Source organism: Kribbella sindirgiensis (assembly GCF_004331435.1).
Classification (GTDB): Bacteria; Actinomycetota; Actinomycetes; order Propionibacteriales; family Kribbellaceae; genus Kribbella; species Kribbella sindirgiensis.
Genome location: NZ_SJKA01000002.1, coordinates 37,951 through 53,374 on the forward strand (window position 1 = coordinate 37,951; position 15,424 = coordinate 53,374).

The 15,424-nt window shown below is 68.2% G+C and carries 19 protein-coding genes; 12 read left to right on the plus strand and 7 right to left on the minus strand.

The annotated features are described in order from the left end of the window. Together E0H50_RS42760 and E0H50_RS04675 are read left to right on the plus strand one after the other, a co-directional pair. On the plus strand, positions 1 to 177 hold the full coding sequence (locus E0H50_RS42760) for a DUF6104 family protein (protein ID WP_165546996.1): 177 nt from the start codon (positions 1 to 3) through the stop codon (positions 175 to 177). A gap of 13 nt (positions 178 to 190) precedes the next feature. Beyond that, positions 191 to 916 carry an AAA family ATPase gene (locus E0H50_RS04675; protein WP_131285167.1) on the plus strand — a complete coding sequence of 242 codons (726 nt, stop codon included), beginning with the start codon at positions 191 to 193 and terminating at the stop codon, positions 914 to 916. Here the strand turns inward: E0H50_RS04675 and E0H50_RS04680 are convergent. Further along, positions 913 to 1,263, minus strand: a complete 351-nt coding sequence (locus E0H50_RS04680) for an ArsR/SmtB family transcription factor (RefSeq protein WP_131285169.1) — start codon at positions 1,261 to 1,263, stop codon at positions 913 to 915. The genes E0H50_RS04675 and E0H50_RS04680 overlap by 4 nt on opposite strands. A gap of 115 nt (positions 1,264 to 1,378) precedes the next feature. Between E0H50_RS04680 and E0H50_RS04685 the strand changes: the two genes are divergently transcribed. Continuing rightward, the gene (locus E0H50_RS04685; RefSeq protein ID WP_131285171.1) at positions 1,379 to 2,617 is read left to right on the plus strand and encodes a sodium:proton exchanger; all 1,239 of its coding nucleotides are present in this window, start codon (positions 1,379 to 1,381) and stop codon (positions 2,615 to 2,617) included. Here the strand turns inward: E0H50_RS04685 and E0H50_RS04690 are convergent. From E0H50_RS04690 to E0H50_RS04705, 4 genes are all read right to left on the minus strand, one after another. Continuing rightward, complete coding sequence (locus E0H50_RS04690; protein WP_131285173.1) at positions 2,614 to 2,910, minus strand: WhiB family transcriptional regulator; 297 nt, start codon at positions 2,908 to 2,910, stop codon at positions 2,614 to 2,616. The two genes, E0H50_RS04685 and E0H50_RS04690, sit on opposite strands and share 4 nt — an antisense overlap. 132 nt (positions 2,911 to 3,042) lie before the next feature. Beyond that, a complete protein-coding gene (locus E0H50_RS04695; protein WP_131285175.1) occupies positions 3,043 to 3,546 on the minus strand; it encodes a GNAT family N-acetyltransferase in 504 nt (167 codons plus the stop codon). Next, positions 3,547 to 4,515: a zinc-binding dehydrogenase gene (locus E0H50_RS04700; RefSeq protein ID WP_131285177.1), complete on the minus strand. Its 969-nt coding sequence runs from the start codon at positions 4,513 to 4,515 to the stop codon at positions 3,547 to 3,549. It lies immediately after the preceding gene. A 178-nt stretch (positions 4,516 to 4,693) separates the two neighbouring features. Then, on the minus strand, positions 4,694 to 5,893 hold the full coding sequence (locus tag E0H50_RS04705) for an NAD(P)-dependent malic enzyme (protein WP_131285179.1): 1,200 nt from the start codon (positions 5,891 to 5,893) through the stop codon (positions 4,694 to 4,696). Between the two features lie 201 nt (positions 5,894 to 6,094). Between E0H50_RS04705 and E0H50_RS04710 the strand changes: the two genes are divergently transcribed. From E0H50_RS04710 to E0H50_RS04745, 8 genes are all read left to right on the plus strand, one after another. Next, complete coding sequence (locus E0H50_RS04710) at positions 6,095 to 6,934, plus strand: ABC transporter substrate-binding protein (RefSeq protein WP_131285181.1); 840 nt, start codon at positions 6,095 to 6,097, stop codon at positions 6,932 to 6,934. Between the two features lie 5 nt (positions 6,935 to 6,939). Further along, complete coding sequence (locus E0H50_RS04715) at positions 6,940 to 7,767, plus strand: amino acid ABC transporter permease (RefSeq protein WP_131285183.1); 828 nt, start codon at positions 6,940 to 6,942, stop codon at positions 7,765 to 7,767. Continuing rightward, the gene (locus E0H50_RS04720; protein ID WP_131285185.1) at positions 7,767 to 8,522 is read left to right on the plus strand and encodes an amino acid ABC transporter ATP-binding protein; all 756 of its coding nucleotides are present in this window, start codon (positions 7,767 to 7,769) and stop codon (positions 8,520 to 8,522) included. Before E0H50_RS04715 ends, E0H50_RS04720 begins: the two co-directional genes overlap by 1 nt. Before the next feature lie 177 nt (positions 8,523 to 8,699). Beyond that, positions 8,700 to 9,602 (plus strand): ABC transporter substrate-binding protein, encoded by a 903-nt coding sequence (locus E0H50_RS04725; protein WP_165546997.1) that lies wholly within the window; start codon positions 8,700 to 8,702, stop codon positions 9,600 to 9,602. 8 nt (positions 9,603 to 9,610) lie between these two features. Continuing rightward, positions 9,611 to 10,573, plus strand: a complete 963-nt coding sequence (locus E0H50_RS04730; protein WP_131285187.1) for an amino acid ABC transporter permease — start codon at positions 9,611 to 9,613, stop codon at positions 10,571 to 10,573. Next, complete coding sequence (locus E0H50_RS04735; RefSeq protein WP_131285189.1) at positions 10,573 to 11,349, plus strand: amino acid ABC transporter ATP-binding protein; 777 nt, start codon at positions 10,573 to 10,575, stop codon at positions 11,347 to 11,349. Before E0H50_RS04730 ends, E0H50_RS04735 begins: the two co-directional genes overlap by 1 nt. Positions 11,350 to 11,443: 94 nt before the next feature. Beyond that, the gene (locus E0H50_RS04740) at positions 11,444 to 11,836 is read left to right on the plus strand and encodes an ATP-binding protein (protein ID WP_131285191.1); all 393 of its coding nucleotides are present in this window, start codon (positions 11,444 to 11,446) and stop codon (positions 11,834 to 11,836) included. After that, a complete protein-coding gene (locus E0H50_RS04745; protein WP_131285193.1) occupies positions 11,833 to 12,621 on the plus strand; it encodes an RNA polymerase sigma factor SigF in 789 nt (262 codons plus the stop codon). Before E0H50_RS04740 ends, E0H50_RS04745 begins: the two co-directional genes overlap by 4 nt. Before the next feature lie 5 nt (positions 12,622 to 12,626). Here E0H50_RS04745 and E0H50_RS04750 read toward each other — a convergent pair whose 3' ends face one another. After that, a complete protein-coding gene (locus E0H50_RS04750; protein WP_131285195.1) occupies positions 12,627 to 12,962 on the minus strand; it encodes a DUF1266 domain-containing protein in 336 nt (111 codons plus the stop codon). 499 nt (positions 12,963 to 13,461) lie between these two features. On the opposite strand from E0H50_RS04750, the gene E0H50_RS04755 reads away from it, so the two are divergent. Next, positions 13,462 to 13,713, plus strand: a complete 252-nt coding sequence (locus tag E0H50_RS04755; RefSeq protein WP_130383822.1) for a WhiB family transcriptional regulator — start codon at positions 13,462 to 13,464, stop codon at positions 13,711 to 13,713. Positions 13,714 to 13,945: 232 nt separating this feature from the next. Here E0H50_RS04755 and E0H50_RS04760 read toward each other — a convergent pair whose 3' ends face one another. Further along, positions 13,946 to 15,424: a sensor histidine kinase gene (locus E0H50_RS04760; protein ID WP_202868019.1), complete on the minus strand. Its 1,479-nt coding sequence runs from the start codon at positions 15,422 to 15,424 to the stop codon at positions 13,946 to 13,948.

The window sequence follows — 15,424 nt, forward strand, 5'->3', positions numbered from 1 at the left end:
GTGTACTTCACCGACCGCGGCATCGAGGAGCTCGAGAAGCGACGGGGCGAGGAAGAGGTCTCCCTCGCCTTCGTCGCCGAACGCCTCCGCGAGTTCGTCGACCTGAACCCGGAGTTCGAGACGCCCATCGAGCGCTTCGCCACCTGGCTGGCTCGACTGGACGACGAGGACGAGTAAGTAGTCTGTGCGAATGCCCTTCGCCTCCCAGCCTGTACGACGGGTTGCCGCGGCGGAGGGCATTCGCGCGTCCGGGCGCTGGCCGCACACGATCCCGGCCGTCCGCCAGCTGCTGACCGACGGACTGGACCTCGAGCCGGGCGTCACGTTCCTGGTCGGCGAGAACGGCGCCGGCAAGTCCACCCTCGTCGAGGCGATCGCCGTCGCCTTCGGTCTCTCCCCCGAAGGCGGCTCCACCGGCGCCCGCCTCACCACCCGCGCGACGGAGTCACCACTCGCCGACGACCTCCAGCTCACCCGCGGCGTCGGCGCCAAACGCGCCGGCTTCTTCCTCCGGGCCGAAACGATGCACGGCTTCTACACCTACCTGGAGCACAACCCGAAGACCTCCGGCCCACCGGAGCCGGTGTTCCACGAGATGAGCCACGGCGAGAGCTTCCTCAACCTGATCAGCGACCGCTTCGTGCGCCCGGGTTTCTACTGCCTCGACGAGCCCGAGTCCGCCCTCTCGTTCTCGAGCAGCCTCGCCGTCGTCGGCGTACTCCAACGCCTGGCCGACACCGGCTCCCAGGTCCTCTGCGCAACCCACTCCCCAGTCATCGCAGCCCTCCCCGGCGCAGCGATCCTCGAGGTCGGCGAATGGGGCATCCGCCGCACAACCTGGGAAGACCTGGAACTCGTCCAAAACTGGAAGGCCTACCTCCAGACCCCCGCCCGCTACCTACGCCACGTGCTCTAGTCCGTGTGCGGTGGTCTGGTGCGGCGGGGTGGGTCGGGGGCCAGGGTGCCGTCGGGGGCGATGTGTTCGAAGATCTGGTCGACCAGGTTGAGGACGTGGGGGTCGTCTACGGTGTAGATGTGGCGGCGGCCTTCGCGGCGGGCGGTGATGATGCCGGCCAGGCGGAGTTTGCCGAGGTGCTGGCTGGCGGTGGCGATACTGACGCCGACCCGCTCCGCCAAGGTGCCGACGTCGTACTCCCCCTGAGCGGCCAGCGACACCAGGTGCAGCCGGACCGGAGCGGAGAGCATGGCGAAGGTGCCCGCGGCGGATTCGAGCTGCGCCTTCGTCGGTTCAGGGTTGGTCATCGCGCAGTCATTGTGACCGCTCAGGCGGTCTCCGGGCAGTCCGCCGGGCCGTGGTGAGAACGGTCTCATATTTTCGCAATTGCGAAAGTATCAAAACGGTGGCAGGCTGGAAGGCGTGTTCCGAGCCCTCCGCCCTGTTCTGTTGCTGCTCCTGGTGGCGATCCCCGCGGTCGTCCTCCGGGTCACCGGCACCCATCCGCCGGCGCTGGCGTCGATGCTGATCTTCGGCCTCGCCGTGGTCGCCGCGTCGTTCGTGCTGGCCTGGGCGGCGGAAGCGGCGGAGATGGACATCTCGGGCGGACTCGCGATCGCGCTGCTCGCGGTCATCGCCGTCCTCCCGGAGTACGCGGTGGACCTGTACTTCGCGCACACCGCCGGCTCGAACCCGGAGTACGTGCAGTACGCCGCCGCCAACATGACCGGATCGAACCGGTTGCTGCTCGGCCTCGGCTGGTCCAGCGTCGTCCTGATCAGCCTGTACGTCGCTTCGCGGCGGAGCGGGCGCACGGTCAAGGCGCTCGTACTGGAGACCGGCTACCGCCGCGAGCTGGGCTTCCTCGCGGTCGCCGGCGTGATCGCGTTCGTGATCCCGGTGACCGGTGAGATCCACATCGTGCTGGGGCTCCTGCTGCTCGCCTTCTTCGCGTACTACCTGTTCAAGGCGGCGACGTCGGAGCACGACGACGAGCCGGACCTGATCGGGCCGGCGGCGACCATCGGCGCGCTGCCGAAGCTCCAGCGGCGGATCACCGTGACCGCGATGTTCCTGGTCTCGGCCGGGGTGATCCTGGCGGCGGCCGAGCCGTTCGCGGACTCACTCGTCGCGGGCGGTCACGCGCTGGGGATCGACCAGTTCCTGCTGGTCCAGTGGCTCGCACCGCTGGCGTCCGAGGCGCCGGAGTTCATCGTGGCGCTGCTGTTCGCGTGGCGGGGCAAGGGCGCCGCGGCGCTGGGCCTGCTCATCTCGGCCAAGGTGAACCAGTGGACGCTGCTGATCGGGAGCCTGCCGATCGCGTACGGGATCGGTGGTGGCGGCGCCGCGCTGCACCTGGACGGGCGGCAGGTCGAGGAGTTCCTGCTGACCGCCACGCAGACGCTGCTCGGCCTCGCGATCCTGCTGAACCTGCGCTTCCCGCGATGGGCCGCCTGGACGTTGCTGGGCCTGTTCGCGATCCAGTTCGCCGTACCGGGTCAGACCGGGCGCTACGTGATCAGCGTGATCTACCTGGCGCTCGCGGTCGGCGCGACCATCCACAACCGCGAGCACCTGATGGCGACGATCCTCGCCCCGTTCCGGCGTACCTCTGCAGAGCTCGTCGACGCAGAGCGCGCCGACGAGCTCGTGAAGGTCTAGCTGGCCTGCTGTTCTTCGATGATCGGGCGGGTACGGCGTTCCTGCGGGCCGGGGCGGCCGCGGCGGCGGCCGGCGAGGAACTTCTCGCCCGCGGCGGTGCCGGTGAACTTGGTCCGGCGGGCCCACTCCCGGCACTCCTCGATCACCGGGCACGCGGTCAGGCAGATGGCCTGGGCCTTGCGCTGCTCCCACGAGCTGGCCGTTTCGTCGTACGACGGCGCCTGGCCGACACACGCGGCCTTGGCCATCCAGTTGTCGGCCGGGTCGACAATCACCGTCAAAGTAGGCCTCATGGGCTTCATCGCTCCTCATCGATCGGGCGGATCGTAGGAACAGAGTGACCCCGTCGCATTGCCCCGGTGCGACGCGAATGTTTCAGCCGTGAAACGTCATACCGGTTTGTTGTCACAAATGTGCCGCTGGCACTATCTCCGGACCAGCCGGATCTCCCACAGATCGAAGTACGGGTCGTGTTTGGCGACGCCGTCCGGCTCGAAGCCGTGGCGGCGGTAGAACGCGCGGGCCCGCTCGTTCCCCTCGAAGACCCACAGGAACGCCGGCTGCTTGCCCACAGCAACATCGAGCAGGCGGCCGCCGAGACCGGTCTTCCAGAACGCCTGCCGGGTGTAGATCGCCTCCAGCTCGAACGGCACCGGCGCGTCCTCGTCCCGCCCTGGGCCGATCCCCACGAACCCGGCCACCCGGTCCTGCACCGGCGCGTCCGGGTCCGGGTTCAGCGCGATCCACCGTCGCCGGCCGGCACCCAGCGGCGTGGTCCAGCGTTCGATCCGGCGCTCGAGGTTCGACGTACGCTCCAGGAGCAGGTCGGCCGCCACCAGATCGGCGTACGCCTCCCGCCAGCACAACAGGTGACACCAGGCCGCGGCCTCTGCGTCGTCGGCCGCGACCGGCCTGAGTTCAGGTTGCACTCAGACAGTAAAGACGATCTTGCCGAAGACGTCGCCGGTATTCATCTTCTCGAAGCCGGTGCGGGCCTCGGCGAGCGGCAGGACCGTGTCGATGTGCGGTGAGATGCCGGCGTTCGCCATGAACTGCACGAGCTCAGCGAGCTCGGTGCGGGTGCCCATGGTCGAGCCCTGGACCCGCAGCTGCAGGAAGAAGATCCGGTTCAGCTCGGCGGACTTCGGCGCCTGGCCGCTGGTCGCGCCGGAGATCACCAGCGTGCCGCCCTGCTTCAGCGACTTGAGCGAGTGCGACCACGTCGCCTGCCCAACCGTCTCCATCACCGCGTCGACCCGCTCCGGCAGCCGCGCGCCGGACTCGAATGCGTCGTGCGCCCCGATCTCGACCGCCTTGGCCCGCTTGCCCTCGTCCCGGCTGGTCGCCCACACCCGGATCCCGGCGGCCCGCGCGAGCGTGATCAGCGCCGTCGCCACGCCACCGCCCGCACCCTGTACGAGAACCGTGTCGCCCGGCTTCAGCCCCGACTGCGTGAACAGCATCCGGTACGCCGTCAGCCACGCCGTCGGCAGGCACGCCGCCTGCTCGAAGCTCATCCCGGCCGGCTTCGGTACGACGTTCCGCGCCGGTACGGCGACCTTCTGCGCGAGCGTGCCCTGGTACCGCTCGCTCAGCAGCGACCGCTTCGGGTCCAGCGTCTCGTCGCCCTTCCACGCCGGGTCCGAGACCACCGCGTGCACGACGACCTCGTTCCCGTCCGGGTCCACCCCCGCCGCGTCGCACCCGAGGATCATCGGCAGGTTCTGCTCGGCCAGCCCGACGCCCTTCAACGACCACAGATCGTGATGGTTGAGCGCAGTCGCCCGTACGTCGATCGTCACCCACCCCTCAGGCACCGTCGGATCGGGCCGCTCCCCCACCTCCAACGCGGCAATCGGGTTGTCGGCATCGAACTTGGCGGCATAAGCAGCAAGCATGCAAACCACCTTAGGCGGTGGTCCTTCCCGCATCAGTAACCGACCTCACCCAGCCTCGTGCGCTGTGGGACAACCGCCATCCCAATCCAGGCACACAAGCCGCCCCAAACCAGTTCGGGGAGGCTGCCTGCCCGGATCGGGCGGGTGATCCTCCCCGAACCGGTTTGGGGAGGGTCAGTCAGGCGCGGGCTACGCCGTCGGCTTGGGCGGCACTGGCTACCGCGGCGGAGACCGCGGGGGCGACGCGTTCGTCGAAGGGGGACGGGATGATGTAGTCGGGGCGGAGGTCGGACTCGGCGATCAGGTTCGCGAGGGCGTCGGCGGCGGCGAGTTTCATGCCTTCGGTGATGCGGGACGCGTTCGCGTCGAAGGCGCCGCGGAAGATGCCGGGGAAGGCCAGCACGTTGTTGATCTGGTTCGGGAAGTCGGACCGGCCGGTGGCGACCACGGCGGCGTGCCGGTGGGCGATGTCCGGGTGCACCTCGGGGTTCGGGTTCGCGAGCGCGAAGATCATCGCGTCGTCGGCCATCTGCGCGACGGCCTCCTCCGGGACGGTCCCGCCGGACACGCCGAGGAACAGGTCCGCACCCGCGAGTGCGTCGACCAGCCGGCCGGAGATTCCGCCGGTGTTGGTGTCCCGGGCGAGCGACAGCTTCACCGGGTTCAGGTCGGCGCGGTCCTCGTGCAGCACGCCCTTGCTGTCGACCACCGCGAGGTCGCCGACCCCTGCCTGCAAAAGGATCCGGGCACACGCGACCCCGGCCGCACCGGCGCCCGAGATCACCACCCGGATCTCGGAGATGGACTTCCCGGTGACGCGCAACGCGTTGCGGAGCGCGGCGAGTACGACGACCGCCGTACCGTGCTGGTCGTCGTGGAAGACCGGGATGTCCAGCCGCTCCTTGAGCCGGCGCTCGATCTCGAAGCAGCGCGGCGCGGAGATGTCCTCGAGGTTGATCCCGCCGAACGACGGCGCCATCCGCGCGACCGTCTCGACGAACTCGTCCACGTCGGTGCAGTCGAGCGCGATCGGCACCGAGTCGACGCCGCCGAACTCCTTGAACAGCAGGGCCTTGCCCTCCATCACCGGCAGCGACGCGGACGGGCCGATGTCGCCGAGGCCGAGGACCGCGGTGCCGTCGGTGACGACCGCGACCACGTTCGACGTCCAGGTGTAGCGCCGCGCCAGCGACGGGTCGTCGGCGATCGCGGTGCAGACCCGGGCGACGCCGGGGGTGTACGCCTTCGACAGGTCGTCGGCGTCGTTGACGTGGATCGAGGACGTGACCTCGATCTTGCCGCCGCGGTGCAGTTCGAAGACCGCATCACCGGCGTACTGGTCGGAGGGAACGGGGGACTCAACAGCCTGGGCGACCATGCGGGGACCCTTCGGGGGAAAATCGAGCGGAACATGCGGTAGTGGGCGTTCGATGAGGGTGCGTCGAACGGCGCCGTTGCCAGGGGGTCACCCGTCGGTCGAGTAAACCACAGGCCCAACTGGTCTGCTGTGAGGGGTCCCACATCGCCCCGGATGTGCCAGGATTCTCGGATTCCCAACCCCTGTCGAGGAGAATCCGCGATGAACATCGTCCCCACTCTCCGCAAGCGCCGCGTCCAGGCGATCGCCTCGGTCGCCGTCCTGGCGCTCGCACTGGCCGCCTGCGGTAGCGACTCGGACTCCGGCGGCTCCGAGGACAAGGCGAAGGCGGCGGGCATCACGCTGGTCAAGCCCGGCAAGCTGACCGTCTGCACGCACTTGCCGTACAAGCCGTTCCAGTACAAGGACGGCACCAAGGTGGTCGGCTTCGACGTCGACCTGCTCGACCTGGTCGCCCAGGACCTGGGCCTGGAGCAGGACACCGTCAACATCGAGTGGTCCCAGGTCACCTCCGGCGCCGCGTTCCAGGCGAAGAAGTGCGACATGGGCATGGGCGCGATGACGATCACGCCCGAGCGCCAGGCCGCGATCAGCATCACGGATCCGTACATGGACGCCACCCAGGTGCTGATGGCCAAGAAGGACTCCGGGATCAAGTCGCTGGCGGACCTGCGCGGCAAGAAGCTCGGCGCGCAGGCCGACACCACCGGCAAGAAGTACGCCGACGAGAACGCCAAGGCCAACGGGTACACGGTGATCCCGTTCAACGACCTCGCGCTGCAGACGAACAACGTGAAGTCCGGCCGGGTCGACGCCGCGATCAACGACAACGGCGTGCTGTACGACTTCGTCAAGGAGAACTCGGACATGGCGGTCGTCGCCGAGTTCAACACCGGCGAGCAGTACGGCTTCGGCGCGCTCAAGGACGGCAGCGGCCCGAAGCTGGTGGAGAAGTTCAACGAGCTGCTGACCAAGGCCAAGTCGGACGGCAAGTACAACGAGATCTACAAGAAGTGGTTCGGGGTTGAGCCGAAGAAGTGAGCACCGTGCCAACCTCAGGGACCGATACCCCCGTTGAGCGGAAGGGGCTGAGCCCGCGGCAGCGGGCCCAGCGCTCCCGCTGGATCCAGTACGCCGTCCTCGTCGTCCTGGTCCTGGCCGCGGCGTTCAGCGCGAACTGGGGCCAGATCGTCAGCGTCTTCTTCAAGCCGGAGTTCATCAAGTCGACGTTCCAGGACGGCGTCCTCCAGGCGCTGGTGAAGACCCTCGAGTACACCGCCGGCGCGTTCGTGATCGGACTCGCCGGCGGCACGCTGCTGGCGCTGATGAAGCTCAGCCAGGTCGGGCCGTACCGGTGGATCGCGACGGCGTACATCGAGTTCTTCCGCGGCCTGCCGGCGATCGTGGTGTTCATCGCGTTCAGCCTGCTGCCGCTGGCGTTCCCGGGGATGACGATCCCCTGGGACCCGTACGGCGTCGTGTGGCTCGCGCTCGGCATCGTGGCGTCGGCGTACATGGCCGAAGTGATCCGGGCCGGCATCCAGGCAGTGCCGAAGGGCCAGGTCGAGGCGGCCCGCTCGCTCGGGATGCCGGCCGGTGTGGCGATGCGGAAGATCGTGCTGCCGCAGGCGTTCCGGATCGTGCTGCCGCCGCTCACCAACGACCTGATCCTGCTGGTGAAGGACTCCTCGCTGGTGTTCATGATCGGCGTCGCCGCGGACGGGTACGAGCTCACCGGTTTCGGCCGGGACCTGGCCAACACGTACTCGAACCTGACCCCGATCGTGGTCTGCGGGTTCTGCTATCTGTTGATCACCCTGCCGCTGGGCCTGCTGGCCCGCCGGCTCGAGGCACGGACGGCGAGGACGCGCTGATGGCACTGGTAGAAATCAAGAGCCTGCACAAGTCGTTCGGCAGCAACCATGTCCTGCGCGGTATCGACTTCACCGTCGAGCAGGGCGAGGTCGTCTGCGTGATCGGCCCGTCCGGGTCCGGCAAGTCGACGCTGCTGCGCTGCGTGAACCTGCTGGAGACGCCGCAGGAAGGTCAGGTGATCGTCCGCGGCGAGGACATCACCCATCCGGACTGCCACCTGGACGAGGCCCGGCAGCAGATCGGGATGGTGTTCCAGCAGTTCAACCTGTTCCCGCACCTGTCGGCGCTGGCCAACTGCACCGTTGCCCAGCGCACCGTTCTCAAGCGCCCCGCGGAGGAGGCGGACCGGGTGGCCCGCGCCAACCTGGAGCGGGTCGGGCTGAGCGACAAGATCGAGGCGTACCCGGCGCAGCTGTCCGGCGGCCAGCAGCAGCGGGTGGCGATCGCCCGCGCGCTGTCGATGGACCCGGCGCTGATGCTGTTCGACGAGCCGACGTCCGCGCTCGACCCGGAGCTCGTCGGCGACGTACTGACGGTGATGCGCAAACTCGCGCTCGACGGTATGACGATGCTCGTCGTCACCCACGAGATGGCCTTCGCGCGCGAGGTCGCGGACCGGGTGGTGTTCATGGACGGCGGCGTGATCGTCGAGCAGGGCCCGCCCGCCGAGGTGATCGGCAACCCCAAGGAAGAGCGCACCCGCACCTTCCTGCGGCGCGTCCTGGACCCGACCCACGTCGAGCCGACGCCCTGAAACCGGCCGATCTGGTGACGCTGCGTGCCCGGTTGATCGCCGGGCACGCAGCGTCACGACGGCCAAGCTACGAATAGGTCTCTGTTCGGGGTTGGTCCGTGCGCGCTCCGCAGGTCGCTGTGTCAAGATGCGGACACATGGCACCGGGCCGACCGGTGCCCGGTTTTGGAGGACAAGATGTCTGTCCTGCGGAGGACGCTGGCGCTGTCCGGTGTCGTGGTTCTCGCGGCCGCCGGGTGCGGCTCGAACACTCTCGAAGGTAGTACGCCCAGTGCGTCGTCGAGCGCCTCCTCCAGCGCTCCGGCAAGCAGTGGCCCGGACCTCAGCGGTTCGCTGCCGGCCAAGATCAAGTCGGCCGGCAAGATCGTCGTCGGCGTCGACGCCAGCTACCCGCCGAACGAGTTCCTGCAGGGCGGCAAGACCGTCGTCGGCATGGACGTCGACCTGTTCAACGCGGTCGCGCAGAAGTTCGGCGTCACGGTCGACTGGCAGCCGGCCGGCTTCGACACCATCATCACCGGCGTCCAGAGCGGCAAGTACGACGTCGGCGTCTCGTCGTTCACGATCAACGACAAGCGCAAGGCGCAGGTCAATATGGTCAGCTACTTCAACGCCGGCACCCTGTGGGCCACCGCGAAGGGCAACCCGAAGGGCGTCAAGGCCGACGACGCGTGCGGCAAGACGGTCGCGGTGCAGAAGGGTACGACGCAACTCGAGGACGACATGCCGAAGCGCCAGGCCGCGTGCAAGGCCGCCGGCAAGCCGGAGATCAAGCTGGTGGTCCGGGAGAAGCAGGACCAGGCGACCGCTGACCTGGTGGCCGGCAAGGCCGACGCGATGCTCGCCGACTCCCCGATCGTGCTGTACGCGATCAAGCAGACGAACGGTCAGCTCGAGCAGCTCGGCGACATCTACGACGCGGCGCCGTACGGGTATGTGATCCCGAAGGCGGAAACCCAGTTCGCGCAGGGGATCGTGCAGGCGCTGCAGGCGCTGAACACCGAAGGCACGTACAAGAGCACGCTGCAGAAGTGGAACAACGACTCGGGTGCGCTCACCGACTTCGCCGTGAACCCGTGAGCTGAATCATGAGTACTGAGACCGAGGCCCGGCCGGCGGACGCGGCTCCCGACCGGCCGGGGGCGATCAATGCCGTCCCGGTGCGGCATCCCGGGCGCTGGGTGGCGATCGCGGTGATCGTCGTCCTGGTGGCGATGCTGGTGCACCTGCTGGTCACCAACAAGGCGTTCGACTGGAGCTTCGTCTTCGAGGCGATGAACCAGCAGCCGGTGATCAACGGGTTCCTCAAGGGCACCCTGCTGGTCACCGTGCTGTCGATGGTCGTCGGCGTCGGCGGCGGCGTCGTCCTGGCCGTGATGCGGCTGTCGGACAACCCGATCCTGTCCGGGGTGTCGTGGGTGTTCACCTGGTTCTTCCGGAGCATCCCGCGGTACATCCTGCTGTTCACGATGGGCACGCTCGGGATCCTGTTTCCGCAGGGCATCGCGTTCGGGATTCCGTTCGACTGGAAGATCATCGACTGGCTCGGGATGTCCGGCGACTGGCGGTTCTTCACCCTGGACGCGAACCAGGTGTTCACCGGGCTGGTCGCCGGTGTCATCGGGCTCGGGCTGTCCGAGGCGGCGTACATGGCCGAGATCGCCCGGGCCGGGATCATGAGCGTGGACCCGGGCCAGGCCGAGGCCGCGGAGGCGCTCGGGATGAGCCGCGGCAAGGTGATGCGCCGGGTGGTACTGCCGCAGGCGATGCGGGTGATCGTGCCGCCGACCGGCAACGAGACGATCGCGATGCTGAAGGACACCTCGCTGCTGCTCGCGGTCCCGGTGATCGGCGAGCTGTTCTACCAGTTGCAGTCGATCGGCAGCACGTACTACAAGACGTTCCCGATCGCGGTCGCCGCCACGCTGTACTACCTGGCCGCGACGAGTGTGCTGATGGTCGGGCAGTACTTCCTCGAGCGGCACTTCGGTCGCGGCTTCGGGAACAAGGCCCCGCGGGCCGCCCGCCCGGCCGGCGCAGGAGGTGCGTGATGCCACTCGTTCATGCGGTGAACGTGACGAAGTCCTTCCACCACAACGAGGTGCTGAAGGGGATCGACCTGGACGTCGACCGCGGGCAGGTGGTGTGCCTGCTCGGTCCGTCCGGCTCCGGTAAGACGACCTTCCTGCGGTGCATCAACCAGCTCGAGACGATCGACGGCGGCCGGATCTGGGTCGACGACGAGCTGATGGGGTACGCCGACCGCGACGGGAAGCTGTACCGGCTGAAGAACAAGGAGATCGCGGCGCAGCGGCGTGAGATCGGGATGGTGTTCCAGCGGTTCAACCTGTTCCCGCACAAGACCGCGCTGGAGAACATCGTCGAGGCGCCCAGGCAGGTCAAGGGCGAGTCGAAGAAGACGGCCCGGGAGCGCGCGATGAAGCTGCTCGACCGGGTCGGGCTCGCGGACCGGTGCAACGCCTACCCCGCGCAGTTGTCCGGCGGTCAGCAGCAGCGGGTGGCGATCGCGCGGGCGCTGGCGATGCAGCCGAAGCTGATGCTGTTCGACGAGCCGACGTCGGCGCTCGACCCCGAGCTGGTCGGTGAAGTGCTCGCGGTGATGCGGGAGCTCGCCCTGGACGGGATGACGATGATCGTGGTGACCCACGAGATGTCGTTCGCGCGGGACGTCGCGGACACGGTCGTGTTCATGGATGGCGGCGTGGTGGTCGAAGCAGGCCCACCCAAGGACGTGATCGGCAACCCGCAACACTCGCGCACCCAGGCATTTCTCTCCCGCCTGCGCTCGGAGCACGAGCACCCGTAGCAAGTTCTTTCCCGCCGTCGGGCCGTTCGCCGTGCATCAAGCTCGTTGAAGTTGGATGATGTACGGCGTGGTGGGTCGATACGAGGGAGACGATGTGAGCAGCACGGGACGAGCCGCCGAGGTCCGCCTGAGTATCCCGGCGGACAGTGCCTACATCGCCGTACCCCGGTCGGTGGTCGGGAACCTCGCGGCCCGGAACGACTTCACGCTGGACGCCATCGACGACCTGCGGATCGCGGTCGACGAGGCGTGCGCGCTGTTGCTGCCGCAGTCGGCCGACGGCGTGCTGGAATGCGTTTTCGAGATCGCCCCGCCGCAGTTGACGGTGCGGACGAGCGCCGTCGTCCCCGACGGCTGGCAGCCGGACACCGCCTCGTTCGGCTGGACGGTGCTGACCGCGCTGGTGGAGTCGGCCGCCGCCGAGACCCTCGACGGCCGGCTGACCATCACCGTGACGGCCACCGCGACCGCCACGGAGAGCGCGTGACCGACGAGCGCGGCCCGGAAAACCAGGAATCCCCCGATCTTCGTACCCGGACAGCCGCGTTCTTCCGGCAGATGGCGGCCGGTCCGGCGGATCCCGGGTACGCCGGGGCGCGCGAGGGCCTGGTCGCGCTGCACATGCCGCTGGTGGAGCACCTGGCGCGCCGGTTCCGCAACCGGGGCGAGCCGTACGACGACCTCGTCCAGGTCGCCACGATCGGGCTGATCAAGGCGATCGACCGGTTCGACTCGGACCGTGGCGTCGAGTTCTCGACGTACGCGACGCCGACGATCCTCGGCGAGATCAAGCGGTACTTCCGGGACAAGGGCTGGGCGATCCGGGTGCCCCGCCGCCTGCAGGAGCTGCGGTTGTCGCTGACCGCGGCGACCGCGGAGCTGACCCAGGAGCTCGGCAGGGCCCCGACGGTGGCCGAGTTGTCGGAGCGGCTCGGGCTCTCACCGGACCTGGTGATCGAGGGCCTGGAGTCCGCGAACGCTTACAACACCTTGTCCCTGGACGCTCCCGATCAGAACGAGACGGATGCGACCACGGTCCTGGACGGCCTCGGGGGCGAGGACGAGGCGCTGGAGAGCGTCGAGTACCGGGAGTCGCTGAAACCACTGCTGGCGCAGCTGGACACCCGGGAGAAGCGGATCCTGACGCTGCGGTTCTTCCGCGGGATGACGCAGTCCCAGATCGCCGAGGAGATCGGGATCTCGCAGATGCACGTCTCCCGGCTGCTGGCCCGGACGCTGACCGAACTCCGGGCCGGCCTGCTCAAGGAGTAGGCACCCTAGAGCACCGGGTGATCGTTGGAGCCACCACCGATCAGGGCGTCGAACGAGGCCTTCTGGAACAAGCAGACCAGGACCGCGACGGCCAGTACGGCGAGCACGACCGCGATCGTCGGTGCGCCCCCGTTCCAGACGCTGTACGCGACCAGGAGCTGGATCAGCTGCGTGAACACCGTCGGCCCGCGGCTCCAGCGACGGGCCTTCCACAGGCCGCGGACGGCGACGAAACCGAGCCCCACGCCGTACAGGATGAAGAAGGCGGTCGTGGTCAGGCCGAGCACCAGCCGGGAGCTCTGAATCGTCAAGGCTTCGGCAATTCCGAGAACGATGAGCACAAGCCCTTCCACAGCGACCACTGCCGCGGCTAATTTGAGCGGTCTCGGGACGGCGGCAACTGGGGAGTCGGTCGGCACTTCGCCAGCATAGGGGGCCAACTGACACCCCCTGAGCAGCCCGGTTCGGTGGACGGTCCTCGAGAGGTTCGCCAACCTCAGCCCCACAGGGATTTGAGGTTGTGCGTAACCAAAAGAAGGTTGCAACGGTTACTTGCAGTGAACGGGTGCTTGCGGAAGGGCCGCTCTGTCCGATAACCGGATGGAGAGAACCGCCGCGCTCCAGTTCGAAGTGTTAAGGAAGCGTTGTGATCGGATCGACAACTGCATAACCCTTGTTTCGATCCCCCAAGATTGGGAACATGGTCTCGTTCGTGAATGCGTTCACAACGAACGCGGCACCAACCCCCTGTGCCACACGAACCGACGAGTACAGCACCGCTGTTCGGGTACAGACCTAACCGGCAGCATACGTCAACTACTGAGAGAGATGGGATCCGCCATGGATTGGCGCCACCGGGCCGTATGCCTCGACGAGGACCCGGAACTGTTCTTCCCCATCGGCAACACCGGGCCGGCGATCATGCAGATCGAAGAGGCCAAGCAGGTGTGCCGACGCTGCGACGTGCGTGAGCAGTGCCTGGCGTGGGCTCTCGAAGCCGGCCAGGACCACGGTGTCTGGGGCGGCCTGAGCGAGGACGAGCGTCGCGCCCTGAAGCGCCGCAACGCCCGCCAGCGCATCCGTACCGCCTGAGCAAGTCCTCTTTCGAGGCCCCGCGGAGACCCGCGGGGCCTTTGTGTTTCCCACCCACCCACCGCACCCCACCCCACCCCATTTCCCTGGCAGACCAGCCAATTTGCCTGGCTGACCAGCGAAATCGGGGGTTCCACACCCGTATCAAGGGTCAGGAACCCCGCAGTTGCCTGGCTCACCCAGCAAATGCGGGTGGGGGAAGACGAGAGGATGGGAGGGTAGGGGAAGCGGGTCAGTCCTTCACCGGGATGTCCAGGGTGACCTGGGCGCCGGGGCGGCCGTCGTGGCGGTCGCCGAAGACGAGGGTTCCGTCCAGTTCCCCGATGACCAGGGTGCGGACGATGGACAGGCCGAGGTTCCCGGACAGTTCGGAGTCGAAGTTCGCCGGCAGTCCGGACCCGTCGTCGATCACGTCGATGTGCAGCCGGCCGACCGAGCGTTCGGCGGTCAGCTCGATGGTCCCGCGCGCCGCTCCCCCGTCCCGGGCCCCGAACGCGTGCTCCACCGAGTTCTGCATCAGCTCGGTCAGCACCATCGCCAGCGGCGTCGCGATCTCCGAGTCCAGGACGCCGAACGATCCGCTGCGCCGGGTCTCCACCGCCGTCGCCACCGTCGACACGTCCGCGACCATCGCGCCGACCCGGTCGGCGACGTCGTCGAAGTCCACGTGCTCGTCGAACGACTCCGACAGCGTCTCGTGGACGATCGCGATCGACCCGACCCGCCGGACCGCCTCGGCCAGCGCGACCTGTCCTTCCGGCACGGTGATCCTTCGGGCCTGCATCCGGAGTAACGCGGCGACGGTCTGCAAGTTGTTCTTGACGCGATGATGAATCTCCCGGATGGTCGCCTCCTTGGTGACCAGCTCCCGTTCCCTGCTGCGCAGCTCCGTGACGTCCCGGAGCAGGATCAGCGCGCCGACGTGCTGCCCGTCGGCGCGCAGCGGGATCGCCCGCAGGAACAGCGTGGCGTCGGCGTTCTCGATCTCGATCTCCTTGGCCGCCCGCCCGGTGACCACCGACGCCAGGACGTCGTCGACCTTGTGCCCGGACTGCAGGAGGTCCGCGGTCACGTCCTTCAGCCGCGAGCCGACCAGGTCGGTGACGAGGCCCATCCGGCGGTACGCCGACAACGCGTTCGGGCTCGCGAACGTCACCATCCCGTGCCGATCGACCCGGATACAGCCGTCACCGACCCGTGGCGTCGTGGACAGCAGCCGTTCCCCGCCGTACGGGAAGATGCCGTCGGTGATCATCCGGGCCAGGTCCGTCGCGCTCTGCAAGTACGCGATCTCCAGGCGGGACGGGGTCCGGACACCGAGCAGGTTGGTGTTCCGCGCGATCACCGCGATCACCCGGGAGCCCCGGCGTACCGGGATCGTCTCGACCCGGACGGGTACGTCGTCACGCCATTCCGGATCGCCCTCGCGGCAGATCCGGCCGCCGTCGTACGCCTGGTCCAGCAGGTGCCGGCGGCCGCGCGGGATGAAGCTGCCGACGATGTCGTCCAGGTACGCCGTGGGTCCGGTCGTCGGCCGCATCTGCGCCCCGGCCCAGAACCCCAGCCCTTCGGTGTCCGGCAGCCAGAGCACCAGGTCGGCGAACGAGAGATCGGCCAGCATCTGCCAGTCCGAGACGAGCAGCTGCAGGCGGTCCAGGTCGGCCTGGTCCAACGTGGTGTGGTTGCGCGCCACATCGCTCAAAGACGGCAC